The 25,014-nt window shown below is 58.7% G+C and carries 24 protein-coding genes; 13 read left to right on the top strand and 11 right to left on the bottom strand.

The window, feature by feature from the left end:
* Positions 1-97 precede the first annotated feature (97 nt).
* On the top strand, positions 98-1,813 hold the full coding sequence (locus FMN52_RS09395; protein WP_240339444.1) for a diguanylate cyclase: 1,716 nt from the start codon (positions 98-100) through the stop codon (positions 1,811-1,813).
* 8 nt (positions 1,814-1,821) lie between these two features.
* Here the strand turns inward: FMN52_RS09395 and FMN52_RS09390 are convergent, their stop codons facing one another.
* From FMN52_RS09390 to FMN52_RS09360, 7 genes are all read right to left on the bottom strand, one after another.
* Entirely contained in the window at positions 1,822-2,208 is a 387-nt protein-coding gene (locus tag FMN52_RS09390; RefSeq protein ID WP_148608395.1) for a DoxX family protein, read from the bottom strand.
* Positions 2,209-2,224: 16 nt separating this feature from the next.
* On the bottom strand, positions 2,225-2,677 hold the full coding sequence (locus FMN52_RS09385) for a group 1 truncated hemoglobin (protein ID WP_240339443.1): 453 nt from the start codon (positions 2,675-2,677) through the stop codon (positions 2,225-2,227).
* Positions 2,678-2,679: 2 nt separating this feature from the next.
* Positions 2,680-3,555 carry a DUF3034 family protein gene (locus FMN52_RS09380; protein ID WP_148608394.1) on the bottom strand — a complete coding sequence of 292 codons (876 nt, stop codon included), beginning with the start codon at positions 3,553-3,555 and terminating at the stop codon, positions 2,680-2,682.
* Positions 3,552-5,906: an EAL domain-containing protein gene (locus FMN52_RS09375; protein WP_148608393.1), complete on the bottom strand. Its 2,355-nt coding sequence runs from the start codon at positions 5,904-5,906 to the stop codon at positions 3,552-3,554. The genes FMN52_RS09380 and FMN52_RS09375 overlap by 4 nt, the downstream gene beginning before the upstream one ends.
* Positions 5,906-6,571: a methylamine utilization protein gene (locus FMN52_RS09370; protein WP_148608392.1), complete on the bottom strand. Its 666-nt coding sequence runs from the start codon at positions 6,569-6,571 to the stop codon at positions 5,906-5,908. Before FMN52_RS09370 ends, FMN52_RS09375 begins: the two co-directional genes overlap by 1 nt.
* A 16-nt stretch (positions 6,572-6,587) precedes the next feature.
* Complete coding sequence (locus FMN52_RS09365; protein WP_148608391.1) at positions 6,588-7,238, bottom strand: hypothetical protein; 651 nt, start codon at positions 7,236-7,238, stop codon at positions 6,588-6,590.
* Between the two features lie 206 nt (positions 7,239-7,444).
* A complete protein-coding gene (locus FMN52_RS09360; RefSeq protein ID WP_148608390.1) occupies positions 7,445-8,773 on the bottom strand; it encodes an MATE family efflux transporter in 1,329 nt (442 codons plus the stop codon).
* A 203-nt stretch (positions 8,774-8,976) separates the two neighbouring features.
* Here FMN52_RS09360 and coxB point away from each other — a divergent pair, with 203 nt between their 5' ends.
* The 4 genes from coxB to FMN52_RS09340 are packed head-to-tail and all read left to right on the top strand — an operon-like array spanning position 8,977 to position 13,264.
* Positions 8,977-10,101 (top strand): cytochrome c oxidase subunit II, encoded by a 1,125-nt coding sequence (gene coxB / locus FMN52_RS09355; RefSeq protein WP_148608389.1) that lies wholly within the window; start codon positions 8,977-8,979, stop codon positions 10,099-10,101.
* 57 nt (positions 10,102-10,158) lie between these two features.
* Positions 10,159-11,742, top strand: a complete 1,584-nt coding sequence (gene ctaD / locus FMN52_RS09350) for a cytochrome c oxidase subunit I (RefSeq protein WP_053113470.1) — start codon at positions 10,159-10,161, stop codon at positions 11,740-11,742.
* 15 nt (positions 11,743-11,757) lie between these two features.
* The gene (locus FMN52_RS09345) at positions 11,758-12,360 is read left to right on the top strand and encodes a cytochrome c oxidase assembly protein (RefSeq protein WP_148608388.1); all 603 of its coding nucleotides are present in this window, start codon (positions 11,758-11,760) and stop codon (positions 12,358-12,360) included.
* Positions 12,361-12,376: 16 nt separating this feature from the next.
* Entirely contained in the window at positions 12,377-13,264 is an 888-nt protein-coding gene (locus FMN52_RS09340) for a cytochrome c oxidase subunit 3 (protein WP_148608387.1), read from the top strand.
* Between the two features lie 10 nt (positions 13,265-13,274).
* On the opposite strand, the gene FMN52_RS09335 is transcribed toward FMN52_RS09340, so the two are convergent.
* Positions 13,275-13,478 (bottom strand): twin transmembrane helix small protein, encoded by a 204-nt coding sequence (locus tag FMN52_RS09335; RefSeq protein ID WP_148608386.1) that lies wholly within the window; start codon positions 13,476-13,478, stop codon positions 13,275-13,277.
* 80 nt (positions 13,479-13,558) lie between these two features.
* Between FMN52_RS09335 and FMN52_RS09330 the strand changes: the two genes are divergently transcribed.
* The 6 genes from FMN52_RS09330 to hrpB all read left to right on the top strand — a co-directional run bounded on the left by FMN52_RS09330 (position 13,559) and on the right by hrpB (position 20,179).
* Entirely contained in the window at positions 13,559-14,296 is a 738-nt protein-coding gene (locus FMN52_RS09330; RefSeq protein WP_148608385.1) for an SURF1 family protein, read from the top strand.
* Positions 14,289-14,927 (top strand): hypothetical protein, encoded by a 639-nt coding sequence (locus FMN52_RS09325; RefSeq protein WP_148609714.1) that lies wholly within the window; start codon positions 14,289-14,291, stop codon positions 14,925-14,927. The genes FMN52_RS09330 and FMN52_RS09325 overlap by 8 nt, the downstream gene beginning before the upstream one ends.
* Before the next feature lie 64 nt (positions 14,928-14,991).
* Entirely contained in the window at positions 14,992-16,053 is a 1,062-nt protein-coding gene (locus FMN52_RS09320; RefSeq protein WP_148609713.1) for a COX15/CtaA family protein, read from the top strand.
* Positions 16,050-16,970 carry a heme o synthase gene (gene cyoE, locus FMN52_RS09315; RefSeq protein ID WP_148608384.1) on the top strand — a complete coding sequence of 307 codons (921 nt, stop codon included), beginning with the start codon at positions 16,050-16,052 and terminating at the stop codon, positions 16,968-16,970. The genes FMN52_RS09320 and cyoE overlap by 4 nt, the downstream gene beginning before the upstream one ends.
* 8 nt (positions 16,971-16,978) lie before the next feature.
* A complete protein-coding gene (locus FMN52_RS09310) occupies positions 16,979-17,650 on the top strand; it encodes an SCO family protein (protein WP_148608383.1) in 672 nt (223 codons plus the stop codon).
* 48 nt (positions 17,651-17,698) lie between these two features.
* Complete coding sequence (gene hrpB / locus FMN52_RS09305) at positions 17,699-20,179, top strand: ATP-dependent helicase HrpB (protein WP_148608382.1); 2,481 nt, start codon at positions 17,699-17,701, stop codon at positions 20,177-20,179.
* Here the strand turns inward: hrpB and FMN52_RS09300 are convergent.
* Positions 20,133-20,987 carry an initiation factor 2B gene (locus FMN52_RS09300; RefSeq protein ID WP_148608381.1) on the bottom strand — a complete coding sequence of 285 codons (855 nt, stop codon included), beginning with the start codon at positions 20,985-20,987 and terminating at the stop codon, positions 20,133-20,135. The genes hrpB and FMN52_RS09300 overlap by 47 nt on opposite strands.
* A gap of 142 nt (positions 20,988-21,129) precedes the next feature.
* Between FMN52_RS09300 and FMN52_RS09295 the strand changes: the two genes are divergently transcribed.
* On the top strand, positions 21,130-21,948 hold the full coding sequence (locus tag FMN52_RS09295; RefSeq protein WP_148608380.1) for a hypothetical protein: 819 nt from the start codon (positions 21,130-21,132) through the stop codon (positions 21,946-21,948).
* Positions 21,949-22,128: 180 nt separating this feature from the next.
* The gene (locus tag FMN52_RS09290; RefSeq protein ID WP_148608379.1) at positions 22,129-23,304 is read left to right on the top strand and encodes a type III PLP-dependent enzyme; all 1,176 of its coding nucleotides are present in this window, start codon (positions 22,129-22,131) and stop codon (positions 23,302-23,304) included.
* Positions 23,305-23,387: 83 nt separating this feature from the next.
* On the opposite strand, the gene FMN52_RS09285 is transcribed toward FMN52_RS09290, so the two are convergent.
* On the bottom strand, positions 23,388-24,590 hold the full coding sequence (locus FMN52_RS09285; RefSeq protein WP_148608378.1) for an MFS transporter: 1,203 nt from the start codon (positions 24,588-24,590) through the stop codon (positions 23,388-23,390).
* Positions 24,591-24,601: 11 nt separating this feature from the next.
* Positions 24,602-24,997, bottom strand: coding sequence for an ectoine synthase (locus FMN52_RS09280; protein WP_041339823.1), 396 nt, complete (start codon positions 24,995-24,997; stop codon positions 24,602-24,604).
* Positions 24,998-25,014: the final 17 nt, after the last annotated feature.

Here is a 25,014-nt window from a genome sequence, read left to right as displayed (position 1 = left end):
GAAACCGGAAACAGCTATGATGCGGCAGTTCCCCTGCATCCTTCTTATCTTGTTTTCGCTGGCATGTCTGGCCGGCGGGCCTGCTCAGGCCGCTCCTGTGGCTTTTGAATGGCTGGAAGCGCCCGCTGATGAGTTGGCTCTGGCAGACGTTCGCGCCCTGCCCCCGGGTGCCTGGCAGACATTCGGCTCCGGCGAGGTATTCAACCGGGGATTCAGTGACGGTAGCTTCTGGCTGAAGGTTGATATCCCGCCGAAACCGGCGAACCGGGTTCTGGAAATCGGCTACCCGTTGTTGGATAAGGTGTCTGTACATTGGGTGCTCAATGGCGAGCTGATCCAGACCCATCACACGGGCGATACCCTGCCGTTCAACAGTCGTCCGATTCACCATCGTAATTTTGTTTTCCTGGTGCCATCGAATACCGAGCCGGTCACCGCCTTCGTGCGGGTGCAAACATTGGGTTCGGTCCAGATTCCATTGGAAGTCATACCTTCGGCAGAATTCCTCGCCAATGAGCAGTTGTCATACGGTTGGCAGACCATGTTTCTGGGCATCATTGTGGCGATGGCGCTCTACAATCTGTTCCTGTTTGTTATCGTGCGCCATTCCACCTACCTCTGGTACGTGCTTACCGTCGTTTTTACCGGTCTGGTTCAGCTTAATTTCAATGGCCTTCTGTTTCAGTGGCTGTGGCCGAATGCCCCCGGTATCAACCGGTATTTCACGATTCCCGTTATTTGCTTTGCCTTGTTTTCCGCCATTATTTTCGCGATCCGATTCCTCAATATCCGGTCCTACAGCCTCAGAAGCTACCGGTTCCTGCAGTGGGTCCTGACCGCGATCTTTGCCTGCTTTGTCTTTAGCCTTTTCGGCAGTTACCAGACCGGCATCGTACTGGTTAGCGGCATTGCCGCGGTGGTCACTCCGGCGGCCTGGCTCATTGGTTTTCTGGTCTGGCGCAAGGGTCAGGTCCTGGGCGGTTTCTACATGCTGGCCTGGACGCCGTTGTTGATTGGTCATCTGATTCTTGCCGTCAGCAAGCTCGGTATCATGCCTCGCAGTTTCCTCACCGAGTTCATGCCCCAGATAGGCGTAGCTATGGAAGTGGTCCTGCTTTCCTTCGCGCTTGCCTACCGGATCAATCTGGAACGGCGTAAACGCCATGAAGCCCAGGAACAAGCGTTAGCGATCCAGCAGGAGGCGAACCAGACACTGGAAATGCGTGTTCAGGAGCGCACCGACGAACTGGAACGAGCCAATGAGAGGCTCAAGGCGATCAGCCTCACCGATGGGCTGACCCACGTGGCCAACCGACGCCGGTTTGATGAAAAGCTGAGCGATGAGTGGAAGCGTGCGCAACGGCAGGGTCACCCTTTGAGTCTGCTGATGCTGGATATCGATCACTTCAAGCGGGTCAATGACGAGCTGGGACACCTGGTGGGTGACGACTGCCTGACCGAGGTTGCGGCGATCTGCTCGTCTGAAATTCAGCGTTCCGGGGATCTGCTGGCGCGCTATGGCGGCGAGGAGTTCAGCATCCTGTTACCGGCAACGCCGGAAGAGGGGGCGGTTCGGGTGGCCGAGCGGGTGCGTCAGGCTGTGGCCCGTTCCCCGGTACATTCCGGCGAACGGGTGGCCCCGGTCAGTCTGACCATCAGTGTCGGCGTCGCCTGCTTGGTGCCAGACCCGGATATGGAACCCCAGGAGCTGATTCGTCAGGCCGACGAAGCACTGTACGCCGCCAAAGAGTCCGGCCGTAATAATGTCACGGTGGCCTGTGATTTCCGGGCTGCGACGGCCCCCGGCGCCTGAGCCTCCCCTCAGTTCTTTAGCTTGTATCGCCCCGGACCGAGGAATATCACGGCTACGGCGGTGAACAGGAAAAAGCCCTGCAGTTCCAGCGCCCAGCCGCCACTGCGTCCAAGGCTCAGGAGCTCGTTGCCGTGGACGAGAATAATGGCAAACAGCATGTTGAAAACAATCAATAACGCACCGATCCGGGTCTGGTAGCCAAGGACAACCATCAGTGGCGCAATAATCTCACCGACAAACACGCCATAGGCCAGGAAGGTTGGCAGACCGTGGCTGGCCAGCTCGCCTTCAATGAAACCAACGCCGTTGAGCAGTTTGGCAATACCGTGAAACAGCATGAGGCCGCCGAGGGTCAGGCGGATGATCAGTTTTCCCAGATCAGCGTTTTCGAGCAAGGTAAGGTCTCCGTTCTTAAAGGTTGCGAATGTCAGGATACAGCGGTATCAGCTGCTTGAGCAGCCGGTTCTGGGCGCCGGTGGGGATGTTGTTCTGCTCCATGGACAGGATCAGATTCTCGGCCAGGGCATTGAACTGGGTATCCGTGATGGCCATGTCGGAATGCAGTTCTCGCATCTCCCGGCCGGTGTAGGTACACGGCCCGCCACTGAGTTCACACAGCTGGTCCGTCAGGTTGTCATGGAACTGGGCGACATCGACGCCCTTGAACTGCTGGTTAATGCGTTCGTCGTCAACGATCAGGTAGAGCAGGTCCTCCACCACGTTCGCAATGCCTTCACGCTCACCGAGTTGTTGATACAGGGAATCATCGGGCTTGCTGTTCAGGCTCTGGCAGCCACCGAGAACCAGTGCCATCATTCCGGACAACAGGGTGGCGATCAGGAGCTTGATGTTTACGTTGGCCATGATCAGAAACTCCCCTGCAGCGACAAATAAAGACCTTGCTGGTCGTCCAGTGTGGCAACGTCTCCCAGATTGACAAGGGCGCCTGTGACAGCCAGGCGGCGGTCCGGAACCCAGGCCACGAACAAGTCCCACCAGTCGTCTTCGGCGGCGAAGCCCAGATTGTCAGGCTTTTGCCGGTATTCTGCACCTACCAGCCACTGACGGTTGAGGAAAAGCCCGACGCTGCCCTCCATCATGACTTCGTGGCTGTTGTTCCGATCGCCACCAAAGCCCAGCAGACCACCCTGGTTGGCCCGCGTTGCCCGCGCGGTCAGGTTAACCAGCAGGTTGCGATCCATCACGGCGGCGAAAAACAGCTTGCTGCCACTGACATACACATCGGTGCCACTGTCATCCCGGGCACCGATCGCCGAGGGCACGGTGAAATCACGCTGACGCTTGTACTGCACACCGGCAGACCACTGACCCCAGGGGTTGTACAGCACATCACCGACGAGCCGGACCTTGGCGCCGAAGATATCCTGGTTCAATTCGTCCTGCTCGAGGCCGAAGCCGTCTTTGAGGGTAAACGCCAGGCTGTCCAGATCCAGGGTCTGCCGCGCAACGGTGATCTCCAGCCGGTTGTTCCAGTTCAGTCCGGCACCGGTAACCGAAAGAGTGTAATCGTCCACTTCGGCCCGGCTCAGGGCCAGAGTACTACCCCACTCTTCGTCGCTGGCGTAACTTCCCAGCATGGCCCAGGGCACGAGACCCCCACCGGCACTGCCTTCGATGGTGGTGACGCCTCCGGTCGCCCAGATCCGGCTGCCGATGTCGGCCATGGCGGCAGGTGCAGCCAGGAGCGCCATGGTCAGTGTCACCAGGCGTCTTGCTGTCATTCTGAATACTCCGGGTTGGGTTGGGTCAGTTCTTCTTCTCGGGCGGTGAGGGACCGGGCAGTCTCCAGCAGGTCCTCAGGGGCAACCGGCCGGCTGAGGTAGAAGCCCTGGCCGAGGTTGCAGCCCCAGCCTTGCAGCAGCTGCCAGGCCTTCAGGTTTTCAATGCCTTCGGCCACGACCTTTAGCCCCAGACCGTGGGCCATTTCAATGGTGGACCGGACAATCAGCTGGTCCTGGGGTTCGGAATCCAGTTTCAGCACGAATGACTTGTCAATTTTTAGCTCCTGTACCGGAAGCTTACGCAGCTGGGACAACGAGGAATAGCCTGTGCCGAAGTCATCTACTGAAAGCGTTACTCCGAGATTGCGCAACTGATTCAGGGTGGCCATAGCCTCTTCCGGGTCTTCCATCAGGGCACTTTCGGTGACTTCCAGAGTGACTCGCTCCAGATCGTGGTGCCAGTCGTGAAAGTTTTCGGCGATGTGCCGGGTCAGGGCGGGCCAGGTCAGGTCCATGGCGGACAGGTTAATGGCCACGCCCGCGTCGACACCCTGTTCATGCCACCGCCGCGCGTCGCTGGCGACCCGTTGCAGTATATGGGCGGTAAGATCGTGGATTTGCCCCGACTGTTCGGCAAGAAAGATGAACTCTTCCGGGGAGATGAAGCCCAGTTCCGGGTGGATCCACCGAACCAGGGCTTCTACCTGCACCAGTTCGCCGGTCTGGCTGTCCAGTTTGGGCTGGTAGTTCATGTGCAGCCCGTTATTCAGGATAGCGGTGTGCAGGTCGGTGATCAGTTTCAGCTCTCTGAGATGGCTCTCATCCTGCCCTGGCTGGTATCGGGTGAAGGGCTCAGGGTGCGCCTCGGCTTGCTCGAAGGTGAGGTTGAGTCTGCGACGCAGGGCGTTGGTATCGGCGGCGTCCTCCGGCAGTTCCATGGTCACGATGGTGACGCGCAGGGAGAAGGGGGTCTGGTCCACCTGTAACGGGGATTCAATGAGATCATGCAGTTGCCGGATCCTGTGGTTGGCTTGCTCCGCGGGCAATGGCGGAATCATGGCCAGGAATTCGCTGCCGCCGGTGCGGGCAAGGATCCGGGCATCAGGAAGTTCCTGCTGCAGGCGTTTGGCAATGCCGATCAGCACCTTGTCGCCAAATTCCAGGCCCAGGGTATCGTTGATATCGGAGAGGTCATTCAGCCGGATCCCCACCAGAGTGCCTTGCCCGCTCTGGTTAAACATCTCGGTGGCCGCCAGCATCAATGCGTTTCGGTTGCCAAGCCCGGTGACGTCATCATGGGTGGCCGCATAGCGGATCTGGGCTTCCCGTTCCCGAAGACCCGACAGCATGTCCCGCAGAGCGTTCCGGAGCTGGGTCAGTTCTCCGCCGGCGCGAATTGCCGGTGCCTCGGGGGTATTGCCCGCCCCGATGGCACGTGCGTAGCTTGCCAGCTGCAACACCGGACGCCCCAGATTCCGGGCGATGACCAGGGCCAGCAGAATGGCGAAAATCAGGATGGCAGTCACCAGCAGGGCGATTTCCACGGCTCGTCGGTAATAGTTCTGGAGCGCAGCATCACGACTGATCAGTAGCACCGCCTGGATGGCGGCAGGATTCGATTCGTCCAGGTTGATAATGCGGGTGAAGTAGCCAGCGCTTTCGATAAAATTGGCGTCGCCGGATGCCCTTGCGAGCTCCTGTTCCAGGTTGTCGTCGATGCTGGTGGTGGCGGCAAAACTGCTCAGGCTTCCTGCCTGGTCAGATCGCGCCCGGAAGATCACCGAGGTCCCGCTGAGCCGGGCGATCACTTCTGCCAGGGATTGGTCCAGGGCAAAACCGGTAACCAGCCAGGCCCGCAGCCCGGGCGCCTCAATCGGGATTACCAGAATCTCGTAGCCCCTGCCGTCAATGGTGCGCATTGACCTGGTGAACCCGTTACGTCGGGTGTTTGTCAGCTGTTCGGGTGTTATTTCAGGAAACGGGCGTTGCAGGGTCGAGGCCAGGGGCTCACCCTGGCTACCCAGCAGCAGCGCAAAGTCGGCACCAACCCTGCCGCTATGGTTCTCAAGGGCGCTGTCGATGGTTGCGGGGTCGCGGCTGGCAATGGCTGAGCGGAAGCCGAAATCCTGCACCACGACACTGAGTCGGGATAGCTCCAGTTCAGTTCGCCGGTCAATGACTTCGTTGGTCAGTCGCTCTCCGATGGCCAGTTGTTCCAGTGCCCGGCTTTTTTCATCCTCGAACAGGTACACCATCAGCAGGGCAACGATCACCAGACTGACCAGAGCCACCAGTGAGATCATCGCGGCTATGAGCCGGCCACGGAATCCGAGACTGGACGCTAGGGCCATTAGAGCTCCCGGAAGCGTTGCTGGAGACGGTCCAGCGAGCCCTCGGCGGCAGGCTCGGGTTCAAGCTCAAGGGTCACAATTGCCGGCTCACTGCCGCGTTCAATCTCCCGGGTTACCGGGCGGGTGTTGTCCGGCAGGCGTGGGTGCCAGATCTCAAGTGCCACCTTGTCCTGGCTACCTTCGGTGCCCTTGGGGTAGATAGCCAGGGTGACCTGGCCAGAGGCATCAGTCTGGCCTGCGGCGGCGGTGTCGGTGACGATCACAAAGCCCTGCATGTGGTCGTGTATGTTGCACCCCAGCTCTACAACGCCCGGTTTATCAAAAATGATCGGTGCCGCAGGACGGTCGGCGTACAGCTCGATGTTGAAGGTTTTCGCCGGCGAGAATGAATAGACATGGTGTTGGGTATTGTCGCGGTTCGGAAAATCCACGCTGGAGCCAACGGGAATGACCAGCACATGGGGGTGAAAGGCCCGGTTTTTCTGGTAAATCTCGGCAGAAACCGGGGCTGCCTGCTCGGCGCTGTCTACAAAAACCACGGCATTGGCAACGGGCTCGGTACTGCCATTCACGGTAACGGTTACTGACAGATTGTACGCGTTGGCTGTCGTTGGCATGGCAGTCATCAACAGGGCTGCCATTACTGCAATCGCTGCTATTCTCATTAATCCTCTGAACCTGTCAGGCCAGACCGGAACCGAGGGAAAACCGAATGTGGTTCCTTACCAACAGATTTTCCCAGTAGTGCCGCATCCAGTCCCAGGCGGCGTTGTTCACCTGCTCGACAAAAGGGTCGAGGTTCAGCTCGTAATAGTCCGGGGTGCCGGCTATCTGCAATACGGTTACGGTGATGGAATCGTCCAGCTCGTTGGCAAAGGGTTCGCCAATCAATTGGTGAGCAAGCAGATTAGCACGAGTTGCTTCTATATCCACGATTTCGCTGACCCTTGTGCACCGGTTGTTTTCATACATCTCTTCCATCAACCGATGGCAGAGATAGGCGCGGATCAACAGGCCATCGAGTCCGTCATAGCGGACAAGCAACGCGGAAGGCTGAGTGAAGTACCGGATGGCGGCATGCACGAACGGCTCAAACAGGTCTGCTTTGCCGGCTTCTCGGGCACAGGCTTCCACGCATTCGATCAGCCGTGGTGCCATTTCGATGTATTCAACCACGAACTGGAACAGGCAGGTGGCGGGCTGGTAACCCTCGATGGTGACCGCAGACGGGAGCGCAGCAGCCTTTTCGTGAAGCTGCCGGAGGAAGGTTCCGGAACGGGCTTCCTTGCGCCGCGCCTGGTCAATAATCTCTAGGACTACCTGTGGTGTCATTTCAGGAGAAGCCGATGTCTGAACGAATTGAGGTCGCAAGGCGCCTCCCGTTGTTAGCAACTGATAGCAACGAGTTTCCGGGCAGGAGAGGAGGGCTGGCTACCACATCGTGCCTGCCTGTTCAGACAAGTGTAGCCGAGATTTTTCCAGCTGCTTTTCCGCCGTTGTGAAAATACTCAGTCGTAATGTTACAGATTGAATCTGCGTCACTGGCTCTGGAACCAACGACCGTTCCTGGTGTGGGACCAGCATAGCCATCCCATGCTCAGGGCTCGCGCCAGCATTAGGGAGATCAATGCAAGCCAGAGCCCGTGGTTGCCCCATCCGGTGGTCAGCCACCAGACCGGCGCAAAAACAGCCAGCGCCGAGAACAGCATGGTGTTCTGCATATCCCGGGTTCGGGTAGCCCCGATAAAGATGCCATCAAGAAGGAAGCCCCAGACTGCGGCAAACGGTAGCAGCCAGAGCCAGGGAAGGTAGCGCCAGGCGGTGATCCTCACCTCTTCGATACCGGTAAGTAGTGCTATCAGCCAGTGGCCGCCGGCAACAAAAACAATGGTGAGCAACAGGGCGCCCCAGAGCGACCACCGCAGGGCACTGCGAAAGACCACCCGGAACCGCCGTCGGCTGCCTTTGCCGATGGCTTCGCCAATCAGCGCTTCGGCTGCATTGGCAAACCCGTCCAGGGCATTGGAAATCAGCAGCAGAAAGGTAATCAGAACTGCATTGGCTGCGAGGATGGTATCTCCCTGGCGGGCACCCTGGGCGGTAAAGAACGCCAGCACCAGCAACAGAGCGATGGTGCGAACCATAATGTAGCGGTTCACCCGAAGGATCTTCAGGTAATCCTCGAGTTTGCCGAACAGGGCCCGGGTGAGTGTCTGACCTTCGGGCATCCGGCTCAACACGATCAGGAACCCGATCGTGGCCGCACCATACTCGGCAATCACCGTGGCGATAGCCACGCCACGGCTGTTCCAGCCCAGCACGGTGACAAACAGGATATCCAGTACGATGTTCAGGCCGTTTGCTGCAATCAGCATGATCATCGGGCCCCGCGGGAACTGGGTACCGATGAGCCAGCCAACCAGGGTGTACTGGCACAATACCGCCGGCGCGCTCCAGATCCGGATAGCAGCATACTCGGCCGCCAGTTCGGTAACACCCTCACTGGGATTCATCAGGGTCAGGCCGGTCTGTATCAGCGGTTGGTGAAACAGGATCAGCAACAGGCCGATACCGGTTGCCAGCAGCACGGACCTTAACAGCAATGCCACCTGGCTGAAGCTGTCCCGTTTACCCCATGCCTGCGCCGCCAGGCCAGTCGTGCCCATCCGCATGAAGCCAAAGGTCCAGTACAGGATGCTGAACAGATTGGCGCCAATGGCGACCGCGCCCAGATACTCGGGGCTTTCCAGGTGGCCGAGCACGGCGGTATCCACCAGTCCCAGGAGCGGAACAGTGAGGTTGGTGAGCATCAACGGCCAGGCCAGAGCCCAGAGACGCCGGTCGGTTGCCGGCAGGTTAAAAGTCATATTCTTTTTGAGTCTTAAAATTCCGCGGTTAGCTTTTTTGGATTTAGCCGATTTTTTAGTCTTTTCTTGATCTGTGTCTATACTCGAAGCTGAGGTATCCGTAAGCAGGCTTCCACTCTGGTTTTTCAGGTGTATGCGAGCGCCAGTGAGACCGGTGGGATAACGCAAAATCCGACAAGAATAACACTCTGTGGAGACACAGTATGCGCGTGCACGCTCAGCGGGCAGGTGCCCTTTTAGGCGGTCTGATGTTCCCCGCCTGGTCCATGGCGGACTGGACACTGAACATGACCCCGGGGGTGACCGGCACCAGTAATGAAATTTTCAGCCTTCACATGACCATACTCTGGATCTGCGTCGTCATTGGCGTCGTGGTCTTCGGAGTCATGTTCTGGTCTATTTTTGCCCACCGAAAATCCCAGGGCGCCAAACCGGCAAACTTTCACGAAAACACCCTGGTCGAGATTCTCTGGACCATCATACCTTTTGTCATCCTCGTTGTTATGGCGATTCCTGCCACGGCAACCCTGGTCGATATGTATGACACCACCGAATCGGAGGTGGACATCAAGATCACCGGGTATCAGTGGAAGTGGCAATACGAATATATCAATGAAGATTTTGGTTACTTTTCCAACCTGGCGACGCCACGAGACCAGATTGATAACCGACAGGCCAAAGGTGAAAACTACCTTCTGGAGGTGGATAACCATCTGGTGATTCCGGTCGGGAAAAAGATTCGTTTTCTGGTGACGGCCAACGATGTTATCCACTCCTGGTGGGTGCCGGACTTTGGCGTCAAGAAAGATGCGATTCCGGGCTTCATCAACGAGACCTGGACCCGGGTCGACAAGCCTGGCATCTACCGCGGTCAGTGCACCGAGCTTTGTGGCAAGGACCATGGCTTCATGCCGGTGGTAGTCGAGGCGGTTCCCGAGGAGGAGTACAACACCTGGGTTGCGGAGAAGAAGGAAGCTGCCGAGCGCGAACGCCAGTTGACCCAGAAAGACTGGACCATGGCCGAGCTGATGGAGCGGGGCGAAAAAGCCTATCAGACCGCTTGTGCTGCCTGCCACCAGGCCGACGGCAGCGGTGCGCCACCGGCGTTCCCGGCGCTGAAGGGCAGCCCCATTGCAACCCAGGACATGGCTGCTCACATAGACATCGTTGTTAACGGCAAGTCCGGTACGGCCATGCAGGCTTTCGGCAACCAGCTGAGCGAAGTGGACCTGGCGGCGGTCATTACCTACGAGCGGAACGCCTGGGGTAACAACACCGGTGAAATGGTCACTCCGAAAGAAATTTTTGATTACAAGAACCAGCAGTAATCAACGCCAGATAACAGATATCACCAGCCACAATAAATGGCGGTAACGGGGGTTTTCATGAGTGCGGTTGCAGATACCCACGCCCAGGATCATCATCACGGCCCGGCAAAAGGCTTCAGCCGCTGGCTGCTGACGACGAACCACAAGGATATCGGGACCATGTACCTGATATTCAGCTTCGCCATGTTCCTGTTGGGCGGGAGCATGGCCATGGTCATTCGGGCAGAACTCTTCCAGCCCGGGCTGCAAATCGTGCAGCCGGAATTCTTCAACCAGATGACCACGATGCATGGTCTGATCATGGTCTTTGGTGCGGTCATGCCGGCGTTTGTCGGCCTTGCCAACTGGATGCTGCCGTTGATGATTGGCGCCCCCGATATGGCGCTGCCCCGGATGAACAACTGGAGCTTCTGGCTGCTGCCCTGCGCCTTCCTGATTCTGGTTTCCACCCTGTTCATGGAAGGCGGCGGTCCCAACTTCGGCTGGACCTTCTACGCGCCCCTGTCCACAACCTATGGGCCGCCGAGCACTACCTTCTTTATTTTCGCTGTCCACATCATGGGTATCTCTTCGATCATGGGCGCGATCAACGTGATCGCCACCATCCTGAACCTCCGGGCGCCGGGCATGACCCTGATGAAGATGCCCCTGTTCGTTTGGACCTGGCTGATTACGGCGTTCCTGCTAATTGCGGTTATGCCGGTCCTGGCTGGTGTGGTGACCATGATGCTGATGGACATCAACTTCGGTACCAGCTTCTTTGATGCGTCCGGCGGCGGCGATCCGGTGCTGTTTCAGCATGTGTTCTGGTTCTTCGGGCACCCCGAGGTGTATATCATGATCCTGCCGGCCTTCGGGGCGGTGTCCCATATCATTCCGGCGTTTTCCCGCAAGCCCCTGTTCGGCTATGCCTCCATGGTCTATGCGGTCGGTGCCATTGCCCTGCTGTCTTTCGTGGTCTGGGCCCACCACATGTTCACCGTTGGCATTCCCATCGTTGGCCAGCTGTTCTTCATGTACGCCACCATGCTGATCGCGGTGCCCACCGGGGTGAAGGTGTTCAACTGGGTGGCCACCATGTTCCGGGGTTCGCTTACCTTTGAGGCGCCCATGCTTTTTGCCGTGGCCTTCGTGATCCTGTTCACCATTGGAGGTTTCTCCGGTCTGATGCTGGCCATCGCGCCGGCTGACTTCCAGTACCACGATACCTATTTCGTGGTTGCCCACTTCCATTATGTGCTGGTGCCGGGCGCCATCTTCGGGATCTTCGCTTCGGCTTACTTCTGGCTGCCCAAGTGGACCGGTCACATGTATGACGAAACCCTGGCCAAGACCCATTTCTGGCTGTCTTTTGTAGGCATGAACCTCGCGTTCTTCCCGATGCACTTCCTGGGCCTGGCGGGCATGCCACGCCGGATTCCGGATTACGCGCTGCAGTTCGCCGATTTCAACATGGTTTCCAGTGTCGGTGCATTCATGTTTGGTGCCACACAGCTGTTGTTCCTGTTTATCGTGGTCAAGTGCATCAGGGGTGGCAAAGAGGCGGCTGCCAAGCCCTGGGATGGTGCCGAAGGTCTTGAGTGGACCGTGCCCTCTCCGGCGCCTTACCACACCTTCTCGACACCACCGGAAGTGAAGTAACCGGAGGCCGGCACCATGTCGAACCAGCAGGCGAACAAGGCAGGCGCATCCCGCAGCACCAACCGTGTTGTGGGTTGGTGCCTGGCGAGTGTGGTTGGCATGTTTGCCTTCGGCTTTGCCATGGTGCCTCTCTACGATGTGTTCTGTGAGATTACCGGGATAAACGGCAAAACCGGCGGGCGATACGAGTCCACCGAGGTGGCCGCAGCGGACATGAGCCGGACGGTGAAAGTTCAGTTTCTTGCGTCCAATGGCCCGGGAATGACCTGGAAGTTTCGCCCGGTTGTGCGCTCCGTGGAAGTGCATCCCGGAGAGCCGACGACGGTGAACTTCTATGCCGAGAACCCCACGGCCGAGCCGATGGTCGGGCAGGCAGTTCCCAGCCTTGCGCCCTCGGAAGGCACGCTCTACTTCCACAAGACCGAGTGCTTCTGCTTCAACCAGCAACCGCTTGAAGCCGGCGAAAGCACTGAAATGCCCCTGATTTTTATCGTCGATAAAGACCTGCCGGCGCACATCACCAAACTCACCCTGTCTTATACGCTATACGATCAGGGCAAGCAGCCGGCGGTAACGCAAGCTTCCCGGAAAGACACAACAACAAACGATAACGGATAAGCCATCGGAGACTGTCATGGCGGAAAACCAGACCTACTACGTTCCGGAACAGAGCAAGTGGCCCATCATTGCGACGGTTGGCCTCGGCGTGACCCTCTACGGGGTTGCGGCCATCATGGTCAACGGCAAGCAGGGCGAGAGCACCACCGGTGCCTGGATCATGTTCATGATTGGCGCCATTATCATGGCGTACATGTTGTTCGGCTGGTTCGGGAACGTCATCAAGGAAAGTCGTGCCGGACTGTACAGTCCGCAGATGGATCGTTCTTTCCGCTGGGGCATGAGCTGGTTTATTTTCTCGGAAGTGATGTTCTTCGCCGCATTTTTCGGCGCCTTGTTCTACGTTCGGGTGTTCGCTGTGCCCTGGTTGGGAGGTGAAGGCGACCGGGGAACGTCCAATATGCTATGGGAGGGATTCCAGTCCAGCTGGCCTTTGGTCAGCAATCCCAATCCGGAAGCCTATCCCGGTCCCAAAGAGGTTATCAGCGCCTGGGGTCTGCCACTTATCAACACTATCCTGCTGGTGACGTCATCTTTCACGGTAACCGTTGCTCACCACGCATTGAAGGCAGGTAACAGGGCGAAAACCAAGCTCTGGCTGGCACTGACCATCGCTTTGGCGCTGGTGTTTGTGTTCGTCCAGGGCTACGAGTACATGCATGCCTATCAGGACCTGGATCTGACCCTGCAATCCGGTATTTATGGCAGCACCTTTTTCATGCTGACCGGCTTCCACGGGGCCCACGTGATTCTCGGGTCACTGATGCTGATTATCATGCTGGTGCGCATAACCAAGGGCCACTTCACTGCCGACAATCACTTCGGATTTGAAGCGGCGGCCTGGTACTGGCACTTTGTCGACGTGGTCTGGCTGGGCCTGTTTGTCTTTGTCTATATCCTCTGAGGAATTTCGGTCAGGGCGTCGGGTTCAAGGTCAGGGCGCCCTGCCAAAGAGAAATCAGAATCACCGCCAGGAGCAGTATGCTGAGCGCGACCCGCACTGCCAGTGAATTCACTACCCGATGGGTCTTGCCGCCATCCTTGATGAGAAAGAACAGGCCACTGAACAGGCTCACCAGAACGGCAAGCATCAGAAAAACGATAACGGCCTTGAGCATGGGACTACCTGTTTTTATTGGTGTCTTGAATGTACGGGTCGGAAACGGTTCCAGACTCGCTGAAGTCACTATAGCAGAGCATGTCTGATTCGCAGCGCAAACACCGCCAATGGCAGTTTGACTGGCGGCTGCTGGTATTCAGCGGGGTCTTCCTGCCGGTGCTCATCGGCCTCGGTGTCTGGCAACTGAATCGGGCGGAAGAGAAACAGCTTCTGCTGGACCAGTGGCAGCAGGAAGCGGAAAACCGGGCCTGGCAGGACATGGTGTCCGGTGATCTGACCCGTGGTCGGCCTTTGACACTGACCGGGATGTACGGAAGCCGAAACTGGCTGCTGGATAACCGGACCCGTGATGGCATCCCGGGTTATGAAGTTCTGACAGAGTTTCGTCCTCTGGAAGGGCCGCCGGTGGTGGTCAATCGCGGTTGGGTTCAGGCTCCGCGAACCCGGGATCAGCTCCCGCAGCTGGAAACGCCGGAAGGGGTTTTTACCCTGGAAGGACGGATCAGTGACTATCCGGTGCCGCCGGTGCTGGTGGATCAGCCAGAGGCAGGCGGTCAGTGGCCCCGGCGGGTACAGAGTCTGTCCGAGGAGGCCGCTCGAAAGGAGATTCCGGATCTTCCCGACAGAATTGTACGACTTGCCGGCAATCGCCAACCAGGCGCTTACCGGGCTGACTGGGAACCGGACCTGATGGGGCCACAAACCCATTACGGATATGCCACGCAATGGTTTGCGCTGGCCGTGGCGCTGACTATATTGACTATAGTGGCGAGTTACCGAAAGACAGGAGCCAATAATGACAATGACAATGGCTAACCGGATATCCGACCAGGAACAGAACGAAGGGCCAACCCCGGAACAGTTGCGCCGCGGCCGTCGCACGGCATTCCTGTTGTTTGCGCTGGGCTTCGGTCCGATATTTGTCGCAACTATCATGTTTTACACCGGTTGGCTGAATCCTGCCGGCCACACCAATAACGGCGTTTTGCTTCAGCCGGTGGCCCCGGTCTCAACGCTCAATCTCGAAACGGCTTCCGGTACCCCGCTGGCAGAACGCTTTGGCCCGGACAAAATCGATCCGGACTGGCTTATGATTGTGGCCGCCGGCCAATGTGGCAGTCAGTGTGAAGAGCTGCTCTATCTGACCAGGCAGGTGAATATTGCCCTCGGTAAGAACGCCAATCGCGTTTCCCGTGCGGCGGTTCTGGGCGGCGTGGCTTCGGATTTGCAGGCACGCTGGTCTTCCGAATACAGCTCCATGGAGCGTCTTGAGCCTGCCGTGGGTACCCAGCCTGGTTGGCCGTCCGGCATCAACCCGGAAGCCGAGCCCCGCATCCTGCTGGTGGATCCGTTCGGTAATGTGATGATGCATTACGGTTCCGAACATACCGGCAAGGATATGCTGGAGGATCTAAAGCATCTGCTCAAACTGTCGCAGATTGGTTAATGGCCAGAGTGGAGAGTCATTCTTGAATCCTTCTTCCCCTTCACCATCCCTGGCAGCCCGCAAGATGGCTAAATGGGCAACCTTTGCCGTTTTACTGGCGGTGATCGTGATCATGCTGGGTGCCTGGACCCGCCTGGTGCATGCCGGGCTGGGGTGTCCTGACTGGCCCGGCTGCTATGGCTTTCTGACGGTGCCCCAGAGCGAATCCAGTATTGCCATCGCAAATGCCCGCTTCCCGGATACACCGGTGGATGTGGAAAAGGGCTGGCCGGAAATGATTCATCGCTACGCCGCCGGGACTCTGGGACTGGTGGTATTCGGGCTGGCGGCCTACGCAGTTCGCAACCGGCGCCAGGGTGTGCCGGTAAAGCTGCCGCTGTTCATTGCCGGCTTTATCATTCTTCAGGGCGCTTTCGGCATGTGGACGGTGACCCTGAAACTCTGGCCACAGGTCGTAGCACTGCATCTGCTCGGTGGGTTTACCACCCTGAGCCTGCTGACTTTGTTGACCTTCCGGTTGCGACGGCAAGCCAGGCAGAAACAGGATCGGGAGCCATCGCCCTCGACCGCCCTCGCGGGTTTTCGGCCCTGGCTTTATGGCGGGCTTCTGCTGGTGGTGATGCAGATTGCGCTGGGAGCCTGGACCGCAGCCAATTATGCGGCCGTCGCCTGTACCGACTTGCCCACCTGCCAGGGCCAGTGGTGGCCTGAGGGTATGGATTTCCGGCACGGCTTTGATGTAACCCAGCACGTGGGGCCCAACTATCTCGGCGGCCAGCTGACAGCGGACGGGCGGGTGGCCATACACGTCACTCACAGGCTCGGTGCCACGGTGGTGCTGGTCTATTTTACGGCTTTGCTGGCGCTGATGTGGCGGCGACGTGGTGACTCCGGTCTCGACAACGCCATCCGGCTGGTGGCGGTTATATTGAGTGTCCAGATCCTGCTGGGTCTGGCCAATGTGATTTTCCATATTCCGCTGTCCATCGCCGTGGCTCATAACGCCATGGGAGCAGGACTCCTTCTGTCGGTGATTCACCTGATCTGGCAGTATCAGCTGTTAGCGAAACCACACAGCGCCACAGCAACACACACAACAACAATGAACCAGGAGGTTACGGCATGAGCGAGCAAGTGGAAGCACTGCCGGCCCAGGCAATTGCGAGCGACTCCGACACAACCATTTCCTGGCGTGATTACCTGGAGCTGACAAAGCCCAGAGTGGTCGCGCTGATGATCCTCACATCGGTTATCGGGATGCTGCTGGCGGCGCCAGGCGTGCCTGGTTGGGGTGTGTTGGTCTGGGGCAATCTGGGTATCGCCCTGTTGGCCGGCGCGGCTGCGGTGGTCAACCATGTGGTAGACCAGAAAATTGACACCGTCATGGCTCGCACCCGCAAGCGCCCGGTGGCCACAGGCAAGATCTCGCCTCTGGATGCGGTCCTGTTCGCAACGATACTCGCGTGTGTTGGTATGGCCGTGCTGATGTGGCAGGTGAACCACCTCACCGCCTGGCTGACCCTCGCCTCCCTGGTGGGCTATGCCGGTGTTTATACCCTGTTTCTCAAGCGAGCCACACCCCAGAACATCACCATCGGTGGCCTCGCTGGTGCCATGCCGCCGCTACTGGGCTGGACGGCCGTAACCGGCCAGGTTGAGGGCCACGCGCTGCTGCTGGTGCTGATTATTTTCGCCTGGACGCCACCGCATTTCTGGGCTTTGGCTATCCATCGCAAGGAAGAGTACGCCAAGGCGGGCATTCCCATGCTGCCGGTCACCCATGGCAACAAGTTCACCGAGCTGCACATCCTGCTCTACACCCTGATGTTGCTGGCGGTCAGTCTGCTACCTTTTGTCACAGGCATGTCCGGCGGTATCTACCTGGTTGGCGCCCTGGCCCTTGGCCTGCGCTTCCTGCAGTATGCGGTCCGGCTGTTGAAGGGGGATGACCGGCGGGTGGCCCTGAATACCTTCAAGTATTCCATCACTTACCTCATGGCCCTGTTTGTGGTATTGCTTGTGGATCATTTTGTGTTTTTCTGAGTCGATCCATGAAAACTACCAGCTCTATTCGCCTGACCCTGTTCTGTCTGCTGTTAATCGTCGTTCTGATCTTTGGACTGGTCGTGGGCCGGCAGGTGTTTCTGGTGGGTAACCAGGAGCCAATGCCGGCGCCGGAGCTGACGGATTTCAACACTTATGTCTATGACCAGCCACGGCAGCTGGCGGAATTTACGTTGACCGATGAGAATGGTGAAACGGTCACCCGTGAGAGCCTCAGGGGTCGCTGGACCTTTGCGTTTGTGGGCTACACCAACTGCCCCGATATCTGCCCGGCGGCCATGGCCAATTTACGCCAGACCGACAAGCTGTTGTCCAAGGAGTTACCTCAGCCTGACTATCTGCTGGTGAGTGCCGACCCGGAACACGACACTCCGGAGAAACTCAAAGCCTATACAGGCTTCTTTGGTGATAACTTCCACGGCCTGACCGGCGATCTCGATACCCTGCGGGAACTGGCCAAGAGCCTGAACGCCGTGTTTGTGCATCGCGAAGTGGATGGTGAGCTTCTGGTCGATCACAGCGGCCATTTCGCCCTCCTGAACCCGGATGGGGAGCTTGCTGCAGTGATCCAGCCGCCGCATAATCCTGGCAACCTGGCCGAGGCCTTCGAACGAATCTACCAGTGGGCAAAGGCCAATCGTGACCGGGTAAGCTCCTGACGTTGTTGAAGCTGCCATCGCCGCTGCAAAACCAAACCCCGGAATTTGATGCTCCCCATTGATGCCGTTCTTCCAGAGCTCAAAGAGGTTCTGGAACACCACAGTACCGCACTCTTGCAGGCTCCCCCGGGCGCCGGCAAAACCACCCGTGTTCCTCTCGCCCTTCTGGATGCGCCCTGGCGCGGAGCCGGCAAGATCCTGATGCTGGAGCCCCGCCGTCTGGCGGCCCGATCGGCGGCCAGGTTTATGGCCAGGCAATTGAACGAGAATCCCGGTCAGACCGTGGGTTATCGCACAAGGCTGGACACCCGGGTTTCCGGCGCTACCCGCATTGAGGTGGTGACCGAGGGCATCCTGACCCGGCTGATCCAGGCCGATCCGATGCTGGACGACTATGCCGCGGTCATCTTTGATGAATTCCACGAGCGATCGCTTCAGGCGGATCTTGGCCTGGCGCTGGTGCGGGAATCCCAGCAGGCGTTGCGGGAGGATCTGCGGCTGCTGGTGATGTCGGCAACGCTGGATACTGCGCCGATCGCGAAGGTGCTTGGAGACGTGCCCGTAGTGACCAGTGAGGGGCGGGCGTTCCCGGTGGATGTTCACTATCGGCCGGCGCCACGCAATGGACGGGCGGTGGATCAGGTAACGTCGGTTGTTCAGGAAGCCCTTCGGGATCAGACCGGCTCTCTGCTGGTGTTCCTGCCCGGTGCCGGTGAAATACGCCGGGCGGAGCAGCAACTGCGGGGAAACCTGCCGGATGATGTGATGGTTGCTCCGCTCTACGGCAACCTGAAATCGGAACAGCAGGATCAGGCCATCTCACCCGCGCCTGAGGGCCAGCGCAAGGTGGTGCTGGCCACGGCCATTGCCGAAACCAGTCTGACCATTGAAGGGGTTCGGGTTGTTATCGACAGCGGCCAGCAGCGCCGGGCGGTGTTTGATCCCAACAGCGGCATGACCCGTCTGGTGACCGGTCGGGTCTCCAGGGCCTCGGCGGAACAGCGCAAGGGCCGGGCCGGCCGGGTTGAGCCAGGAATCTGTTATCGCCTGTGGAGCGAATCGGAACAGTTCGGATTGGCGGACTATACGCCTCCGGAAATTCTGGAGGCCGATCTGGCGCCCCTGGTTCTGGAGTTGGCCCAATGGGGTGCCCGGGATTCCGACGCTGTCGCCTGGATTGATGAGCCGCCGGCAGCCCATTGGCAACAGGCGGTGGCCTTGTTGCAGTGGCTGAATATACTCGACTCTGACGGGGCTGTTACCGATCACGGCAAGGCGGCACGGGAACTCGGAATTCACCCGCGCCTGGCACATATGGTGCTGAGAGGCCGCTCTATCGGGCTTGAAAGACCTGCTGCTGCATTGGCTGCCCTGCTCGGCGAGCGTGATCTTCTGGGCCCCGGCGCCGGGGCGGATATGCACGAGCGGATTCGTGTGTTCTACGGAGAGCGACGTGATCGCACGCTGGATGCGGCCCGGCTGAAGGCCGTGCGTCAATCGGCCAGTCGGATTTCCGGGTCGGCGCCGGCGGATACGCCAATACCGTCCGAGACGGAGGTAGGCCGGTTGCTGGCCCTGGCCTATCCGGATCGTATTGCCCGCCGGCGACCGGGTAAGGCGCCAAGGTATCAACTCAGTAATGGCAAGGGCGCGGCACTGAGAGAGGAGGATCGGTTGGCCCGGCACGACTGGCTGGTGGCTGCCGAGCTGGATGGTCGGGCCCGGGAAGCAACCATTTACCTGGCGGCTCCGGTAGACATTGCGGATCTGGAGCTGGACCTGGCTGACCATATCCATGATACCGAGGAGGCGCTCTGGGACGACAGCCAGGGTAAGATTGTGGCGAGACGCGCGCGGAAACTGGGTGAACTGGTCCTGCAGGAGCAGCCGATTGCCCGGGTGGATCCGGAACTGGTTCAACAGGGCCTGATCAACGCCATCCGGAAAAAGGGCCTGGAAAGCCTGCCCTGGAGCGATACCAGCCGCCAGTGGCGTGCCCGTGTGCGGTTGCTCGCCGAAACTTTGCCGGGTAATGGCTGGCCGGATACAAACGATACGGCTTTGCTGGAAAATCTGGAACAATGGCTGGGACCGTTTCTGGTTGGTATAAGCCGCTGGTCCGATCTGGCCCGGATTGACCTTCTGGCGGCCCTTAACAGCCTGATTGATTACCCTGCCCAGCAGCAGCTGCAGTCCCTGGCGCCAACCCACCTGACCATACCGACTGGTCAGCGGGTGTGTCTGGATTACACCGCCGACAACGGGCCGGTTTTGGCGGCCAAGCTGCAGGCGCTGTTTGGCTGGACGCAAACCCCGGCCGTCGCCGGCGGTCGGGTACCGGTAGTGATTCATTTGCTATCACCGGCCCAGCGGCCCTTGGCGGTCACCGCGGATCTGGCCAGTTTCTGGCGTAACGCCTACCCCGAGGTGCGCAAGGACATGCGTGGTCGTTATCCCAAGCATCCCTGGCCGGAAGATCCGTTTACCGCCGAGGCCCAGCAGGGCACGAAAAAACGCCCTGCTCGCTGATCCGCTGGCTGACCAGGAAGTGTGGCACCAACTCAAAGTACACGTTCCGGGGAGTTATCCACTCGCCTTCAGGCGCGTCGAGTTCATCTACCGGCATCTCCTCGAGCTCAACCGACCCGGAGTCCGTGTCGCTCTCGCGGAAGCTGTCCGCCAGCACCCACAAGGGCTTGTTGGCGGCCCGAGCTGCCAGTGCCAGCAGGTGGGTGCCGCTTTTGTTGATAAAATAACCATCGGCGAGCCAGGTATCGCAACCGGTGATCACCACATCGGCCTCGGAGACAAACAGTCCCATCTGGGCATCGGTAATCAGCGTGACGGGTACTGCGAGATCATCCAGGGTTCGGGCCAGTGAGTGACCCTCAAACCCCGGGCTGCTCTGGGTGCAGATGACGGAAAAGGGTTGATGGTTCTCGGCCATGCTCCGGAATAGCGCCAGGACCACAGAGCTGGCACTGTGGGTCATGACGACGGGCGCTGTCGGCAATTGATCGCGGGCGTGTCGGGCAATGGTGGTGGTGGCGTTTCGCAACTGATCCCGTGTGTCGGTGATGACCTGTCTCGCGGATTGTGGGTCTCTGGTTAATCGCTGCTCGACCCTGGACAGTGCATTGCCAATCACGATCATATTCGGACGGGCAGCGCGGAGCTCTGCCAGCAGCCGGCGAAGGGCCTCGACTTCCGGCCTGACATCTTCCAGGTAGGACAACAGTTCGTCGAGGGTATTGAGTGCCAGCTGCGTGGCGCCGGACTGAAAGTCTTCTCGCAGTCCAGACAAAATGGACCGCGCTCTGGAATCAAGTTCCTGCATTCTGTCTGTCCCCGCAACGTTCTGATCCAAGGTTAGCACCAGTAAGGTCTTTTGCTCATGCCCGAGTTGTGAAAATACCGCTTGCCTGAACGGCAACGCTGTATAAAATACGCGCAACTCAATCCCCGAGTGCGCTGTATCCATGCACCTTGTCTCTTTCGATATTTTCCGGACCCTGGGTTTTCCCAACACCACCGTTCTCAAGCCGGACCAGTTTCTGCGCCATAAAGAACTGTTGCGGGAGGCAGACTGGGTGCTATTCCCCGAGTATTGGCAGTTGAACGCGCTGGTTTATGGCCTGAAATGTCGGGTGTTTCCGAGCGTTGCCAGCTACTGCATAGGCCATAACAAGGTCGAGATGACCCGGGCGTTCCAGGCGGTTGCCCCTGAGCACACGCCCTGGACGATGATCGAGGCGAATGGCGCGGTGGAACGGGACATGATCTGGGATGCCATGTCTCATCCGTTCGTGGCAAAGCTGCCGAAGGCCAGCATGGGCGAGGGTGTCTGGCTGATCGAAACCCGCGAGGACTGGCGCCGCTACTGCGAGAGCACGGATGTACTCTATGCTCAGGAATACCTTCCCCTGGACCGCGATGCGCGCGTCGTGGTGGTGGGTGATCGGGTACTGACGGCCTATTGGCGAACCCAGGCAGACCAGGGGTTCTACAATAATGTGGCCCGCGGTGGTCGTATCGATACGAGTCCGGTGCCCCGGGTAATGACGGATCTGGCGTTGAGGCTCGCCCGGGAGTTGGGTGTTGATCACGCAGGTTTTGATATTGCGCTGGTGGAAGGCTACCCCTACGTGCTCGAATTCAACCGGCTTTTCGGAAATCAGGGCCTGGGTCAGGGCACCGAATTGCAGGATGCGATCCTGGGATATCTGAAGACGCAGACCGCACCGGAAGACCCGGACGGACCCACCGACCCAACGCCGCTCTGGCCGGTGGCTGTCTGAGACTTTTCTCGCTAGATTTCATGCCATTGGCGTTGCCCACGTCGTTCAATACTTATGGGTAGATATGCTCATATCCTGACCTGAAAAAAAGCCCGATGATCGCGCTATCTAACGGGTGCTGCAGCGTTGCTGTAGCGCCTTTTTTTATGCCTGTTTGCCCTGTGGAGGGAAACACCATCCATGACCGAAGTCGCCAACGCCAACATCGCTGATTATTACGACACTGAGACCTTCAAACGCATCAAGGACTTTGCCGACGGCAAGGAAACTCCGTTTGTGGTGATTGATACCGCCACAATTAATCGCCAGTACGATGAGCTGGTGGAAGGTTTCCCCTACGCCAGTGTGTATTACGCGGTAAAGGCCAACCCTGCCCCGCAGGTTCTGACCATGCTGCGCGACAAGGGTGCCTGTTTTGATATCGCGTCGGTGTATGAGCTGGACAAGGTGATGGCCCTGGGTGTGACCGGTGAGCGCATCAGTTACGGCAATACCATCAAGAAAGCGAAGGACATCCGTACCTTTTTCGAGAAGGGTGTGCGTATGTTTGCCACTGACTCCGAGGCGGACCTGCGAAACATTGCCAAGGCGGCGCCGGGCTCGAAGGTGTATGTACGTATCCTCACCGAGGGCACATTGACCGCTGACTGGCCCTTGTCCCGCAAGTTTGGCTGCCAGACCGACATGGCCATGGATCTGTTAATCCTGGCCCGTGATCTGGGCCTGGTGCCTTATGGCGTGTCTTTCCATGTCGGCTCCCAGCAACGGGAAATCGGCGCCTGGGATGCGGCTCTGAGCAAGGTGAAGGTCATTTTCGAGCGTCTCAAGGAAGAAGACGGCATTGAGCTGAAGATGATCAACATGGGCGGTGGTTTTCCGGCCAACTACATTACCCGGACGAACGAGCTGAAGGTCTATGCGGAAGAGATTGGCCGTTTCCTGCATGAGGATTTTGGTTCGGAGCTTCCGGAGATTATTATCGAGCCGGGCCGTTCTCTGATTTCCAATGCCGGTGTGTTGGTAAGTGAGGTGGTGCTGATTTCCCGGAAATCCCGCACCGCACTGCACCGCTGGGTGTTCACCGATGTGGGCAAGTTTTCAGGCCTGATTGAGACGCTGGATGAGGCGATCAAGTTTCCGATCTGGACGGAGAAATCCGGTGAAGGTGAGGACTGTGTGATTGCTGGGCCGACTTGTGACAGTGCCGATATCATGTATGAGCATCACAAGTATCCGTTGCCTTTGAATCTGGCCATCGGGGATCGGATGTATTGGCTCTCTACCGGGGCTTATACGACGACTTATAGTGCCATTGAGTTTAACGGGTTTCCTCCGTTGAAGGACTACTACATCTGACCCTGTTTTAGCTCGGAGTCTGGCACGGCCGTTCCGGCTGGATATGGGGAGTCCGCGAGGGGGAATTGGTATTCAGAAAAGGATCAGCTTTCGGGCTGGTCCTTTTTTCGTTTCAGGTCCAGGGTGAAGGCCAGCGGGAGCGCCAGGAGACTGTAGGCGATGATGGTGAGGACGGCGTGTCGGGCGTCGCCGGTCCAGTCGGCGATCAGGCCTCCCAGCATCGGGATTGAGAACGCCAGGGTGTAGCCAACGAGGAAGGTGCCGGCGGATAGGCGGCCGGTTTCTCTTGAGGTGGTGACCAAGGGCGGTACGGCGACCAGGAGAATGAGCAGGATGCCGGCGGTGAGGCTCATGAGGGTGGCGCTGGCGATGAACCACCATCCGGTGAAGGTGATGGCGCCCAGGATGCCAAGAATGCTCAGTGTGGCCGCGACGATGATGGCAGAGCGGCGGCCTACCCATGCCCGTGCCATTTTAAGCATGGTCAGGGAGGCGAAGACCTGGGCGAGGTTGAACCAGAACAGGGCTTCTGAGAGTTTGTCAAACTGGCCTTGCTGTTCCAGAAGGTTGCCCATGTAGGCGTTGAGGCCGAAGAACATGGAACCGGACAAGCCCAGGAGTAGGCCGATTTTGAGTGTGAGCGGGTTGCTCCAGTCTGGCAGCCAGGAGACTTTGCCCACGGGTTTTGCCCGGTCGCGTCTGGGTAGATAAAGCGCGGCGGCAACCAGCAGGGCGGGGAGTGACCAGGCCAGGAGTGTGGCACGCCAGCTGTCATCAAGCAGAGGCATGAGCACTGGCAGGGTAATGCCGGCGCCGATGAATTCGCCCATCAGCATGCCGTTCATGTAGATGGCCGAACCGAGGGCCAGGTGATGGGGCTCAAGCCATCGGGGCAGCAGCGCTGGCAAGGCCGGTTGCATCATGGCGACACCCAGGCCCATGATGGCGCTGGCCAGCATGAGTGTGAAAGTATCGGGTACCAGTCCGCGGCCGGCGGAGCCAATCACCATGATGACCATGGCGAGAGCGAGGGTGTTACGGGGGCCAATCCGGGCGATGGCCAGGGAGCCGGGCATGGAGCCAATGGCCAGCATCAGGATGGGCAAGGTGGTCAGGGCGCCGGTGAGGGCCTGGGTCAGTGCCAGTTCTTCGCTGATAAACGGTGCAAGGGGTGGTGCCACCAGCACCGGTATTCGCAGGTAAACGCCGGCCAACCAAAGCAACACCGCCACCGGCAGCAGTCTGGCTGGCGGTGGCGGTGTGGTTGCGGCCTGATGTTCAGCCACAGTGTGCGGAATCAGTCTTCGCCGGTGTCCGGAAGGTAGGCTCCGTCTTCGTCATGAACTTCGCGGCCGGTAACCGGAGGGTTGAAGGAACAAATCAGTCTCATGTCCTCGGTTCCGCCGTACAGGGTATGCTGGTCGTGCTTGTCGAGTGCGTACAGGGTCCCGTCAGTAATCTCGTGAGTTTCCCCGGTCGCCTTGTCAAGGATTTTGCCGTTGCCGGCCACGCAGTAGACGGCTTCCAGATGGTGCTTGTACCAGAGGTTCAGAACCGCGCCCGCGGGAATGATGGTCTCATGGAAGGAAAAGCCCATGCCGTCCTTTTTCAGCAGCATGCGACGGCTGGTCCATCCTGGTCCGGTCACTTCCCGCTCGGTACCGATAATGTCTTGCACTCGTACGATTTTCATCTGCATTCCTCATTTTG

It is taken from the genome of Marinobacter sp. BW6 (assembly GCF_008107725.1).
Classification (GTDB): domain Bacteria; phylum Pseudomonadota; class Gammaproteobacteria; order Pseudomonadales; family Oleiphilaceae; genus Marinobacter.
The sequence above is the reverse complement of the archived record's forward strand: the minus strand, read 5'-3'. Positions and strand labels throughout refer to the sequence as shown.

Bases quoted from the DNA above. Each gene is read 5' to 3' on its own strand.
- FMN52_RS09375 (WP_148608393.1), bottom strand. From the start codon at position 5,906: ATGGCCCTAGCGTCCAGTCTCGGATTCCGTGGCCGGCTCATAGCCGCG.
- FMN52_RS09330 (WP_148608385.1), top strand. From the start codon at position 13,559: ATGTCTGATTCGCAGCGCAAACACCGCCAATGGCAGTTTGACTGGCGG.
- FMN52_RS09335 (WP_148608386.1), bottom strand. From the start codon at position 13,478: ATGCTCAAGGCCGTTATCGTTTTTCTGATGCTTGCCGTTCTGGTGAGC.
- FMN52_RS09370 (WP_148608392.1), bottom strand. From the start codon at position 6,571: ATGAGAATAGCAGCGATTGCAGTAATGGCAGCCCTGTTGATGACTGCC.
- FMN52_RS09345 (WP_148608388.1), top strand. From the start codon at position 11,758: ATGTCGAACCAGCAGGCGAACAAGGCAGGCGCATCCCGCAGCACCAAC.
- ctaD (WP_053113470.1), top strand. From the start codon at position 10,159: ATGAGTGCGGTTGCAGATACCCACGCCCAGGATCATCATCACGGCCCG.
- FMN52_RS09320 (WP_148609713.1), top strand. From the start codon at position 14,992: ATGGCTAAATGGGCAACCTTTGCCGTTTTACTGGCGGTGATCGTGATC.
- FMN52_RS09325 (WP_148609714.1), top strand. From the start codon at position 14,289: ATGGCTAACCGGATATCCGACCAGGAACAGAACGAAGGGCCAACCCCG.
- FMN52_RS09360 (WP_148608390.1), bottom strand. From the start codon at position 8,773: ATGACTTTTAACCTGCCGGCAACCGACCGGCGTCTCTGGGCTCTGGCC.
- FMN52_RS09385 (WP_240339443.1), bottom strand. From the start codon at position 2,677: ATGGCCAACGTAAACATCAAGCTCCTGATCGCCACCCTGTTGTCCGGA.
- FMN52_RS09340 (WP_148608387.1), top strand. From the start codon at position 12,377: ATGGCGGAAAACCAGACCTACTACGTTCCGGAACAGAGCAAGTGGCCC.
- FMN52_RS09365 (WP_148608391.1), bottom strand. From the start codon at position 7,238: ATGACACCACAGGTAGTCCTAGAGATTATTGACCAGGCGCGGCGCAAG.
- FMN52_RS09310 (WP_148608383.1), top strand. From the start codon at position 16,979: ATGAAAACTACCAGCTCTATTCGCCTGACCCTGTTCTGTCTGCTGTTA.
- FMN52_RS09295 (WP_148608380.1), top strand. From the start codon at position 21,130: ATGCACCTTGTCTCTTTCGATATTTTCCGGACCCTGGGTTTTCCCAAC.
- hrpB (WP_148608382.1), top strand. From the start codon at position 17,699: ATGCTCCCCATTGATGCCGTTCTTCCAGAGCTCAAAGAGGTTCTGGAA.
- FMN52_RS09280 (WP_041339823.1), bottom strand. From the start codon at position 24,997: ATGAAAATCGTACGAGTGCAAGACATTATCGGTACCGAGCGGGAAGTG.
- coxB (WP_148608389.1), top strand. From the start codon at position 8,977: ATGCGCGTGCACGCTCAGCGGGCAGGTGCCCTTTTAGGCGGTCTGATG.
- cyoE (WP_148608384.1), top strand. From the start codon at position 16,050: ATGAGCGAGCAAGTGGAAGCACTGCCGGCCCAGGCAATTGCGAGCGAC.
- FMN52_RS09290 (WP_148608379.1), top strand. From the start codon at position 22,129: ATGACCGAAGTCGCCAACGCCAACATCGCTGATTATTACGACACTGAG.
- FMN52_RS09300 (WP_148608381.1), bottom strand. From the start codon at position 20,987: ATGCAGGAACTTGATTCCAGAGCGCGGTCCATTTTGTCTGGACTGCGA.
- FMN52_RS09380 (WP_148608394.1), bottom strand. From the start codon at position 3,555: ATGACAGCAAGACGCCTGGTGACACTGACCATGGCGCTCCTGGCTGCA.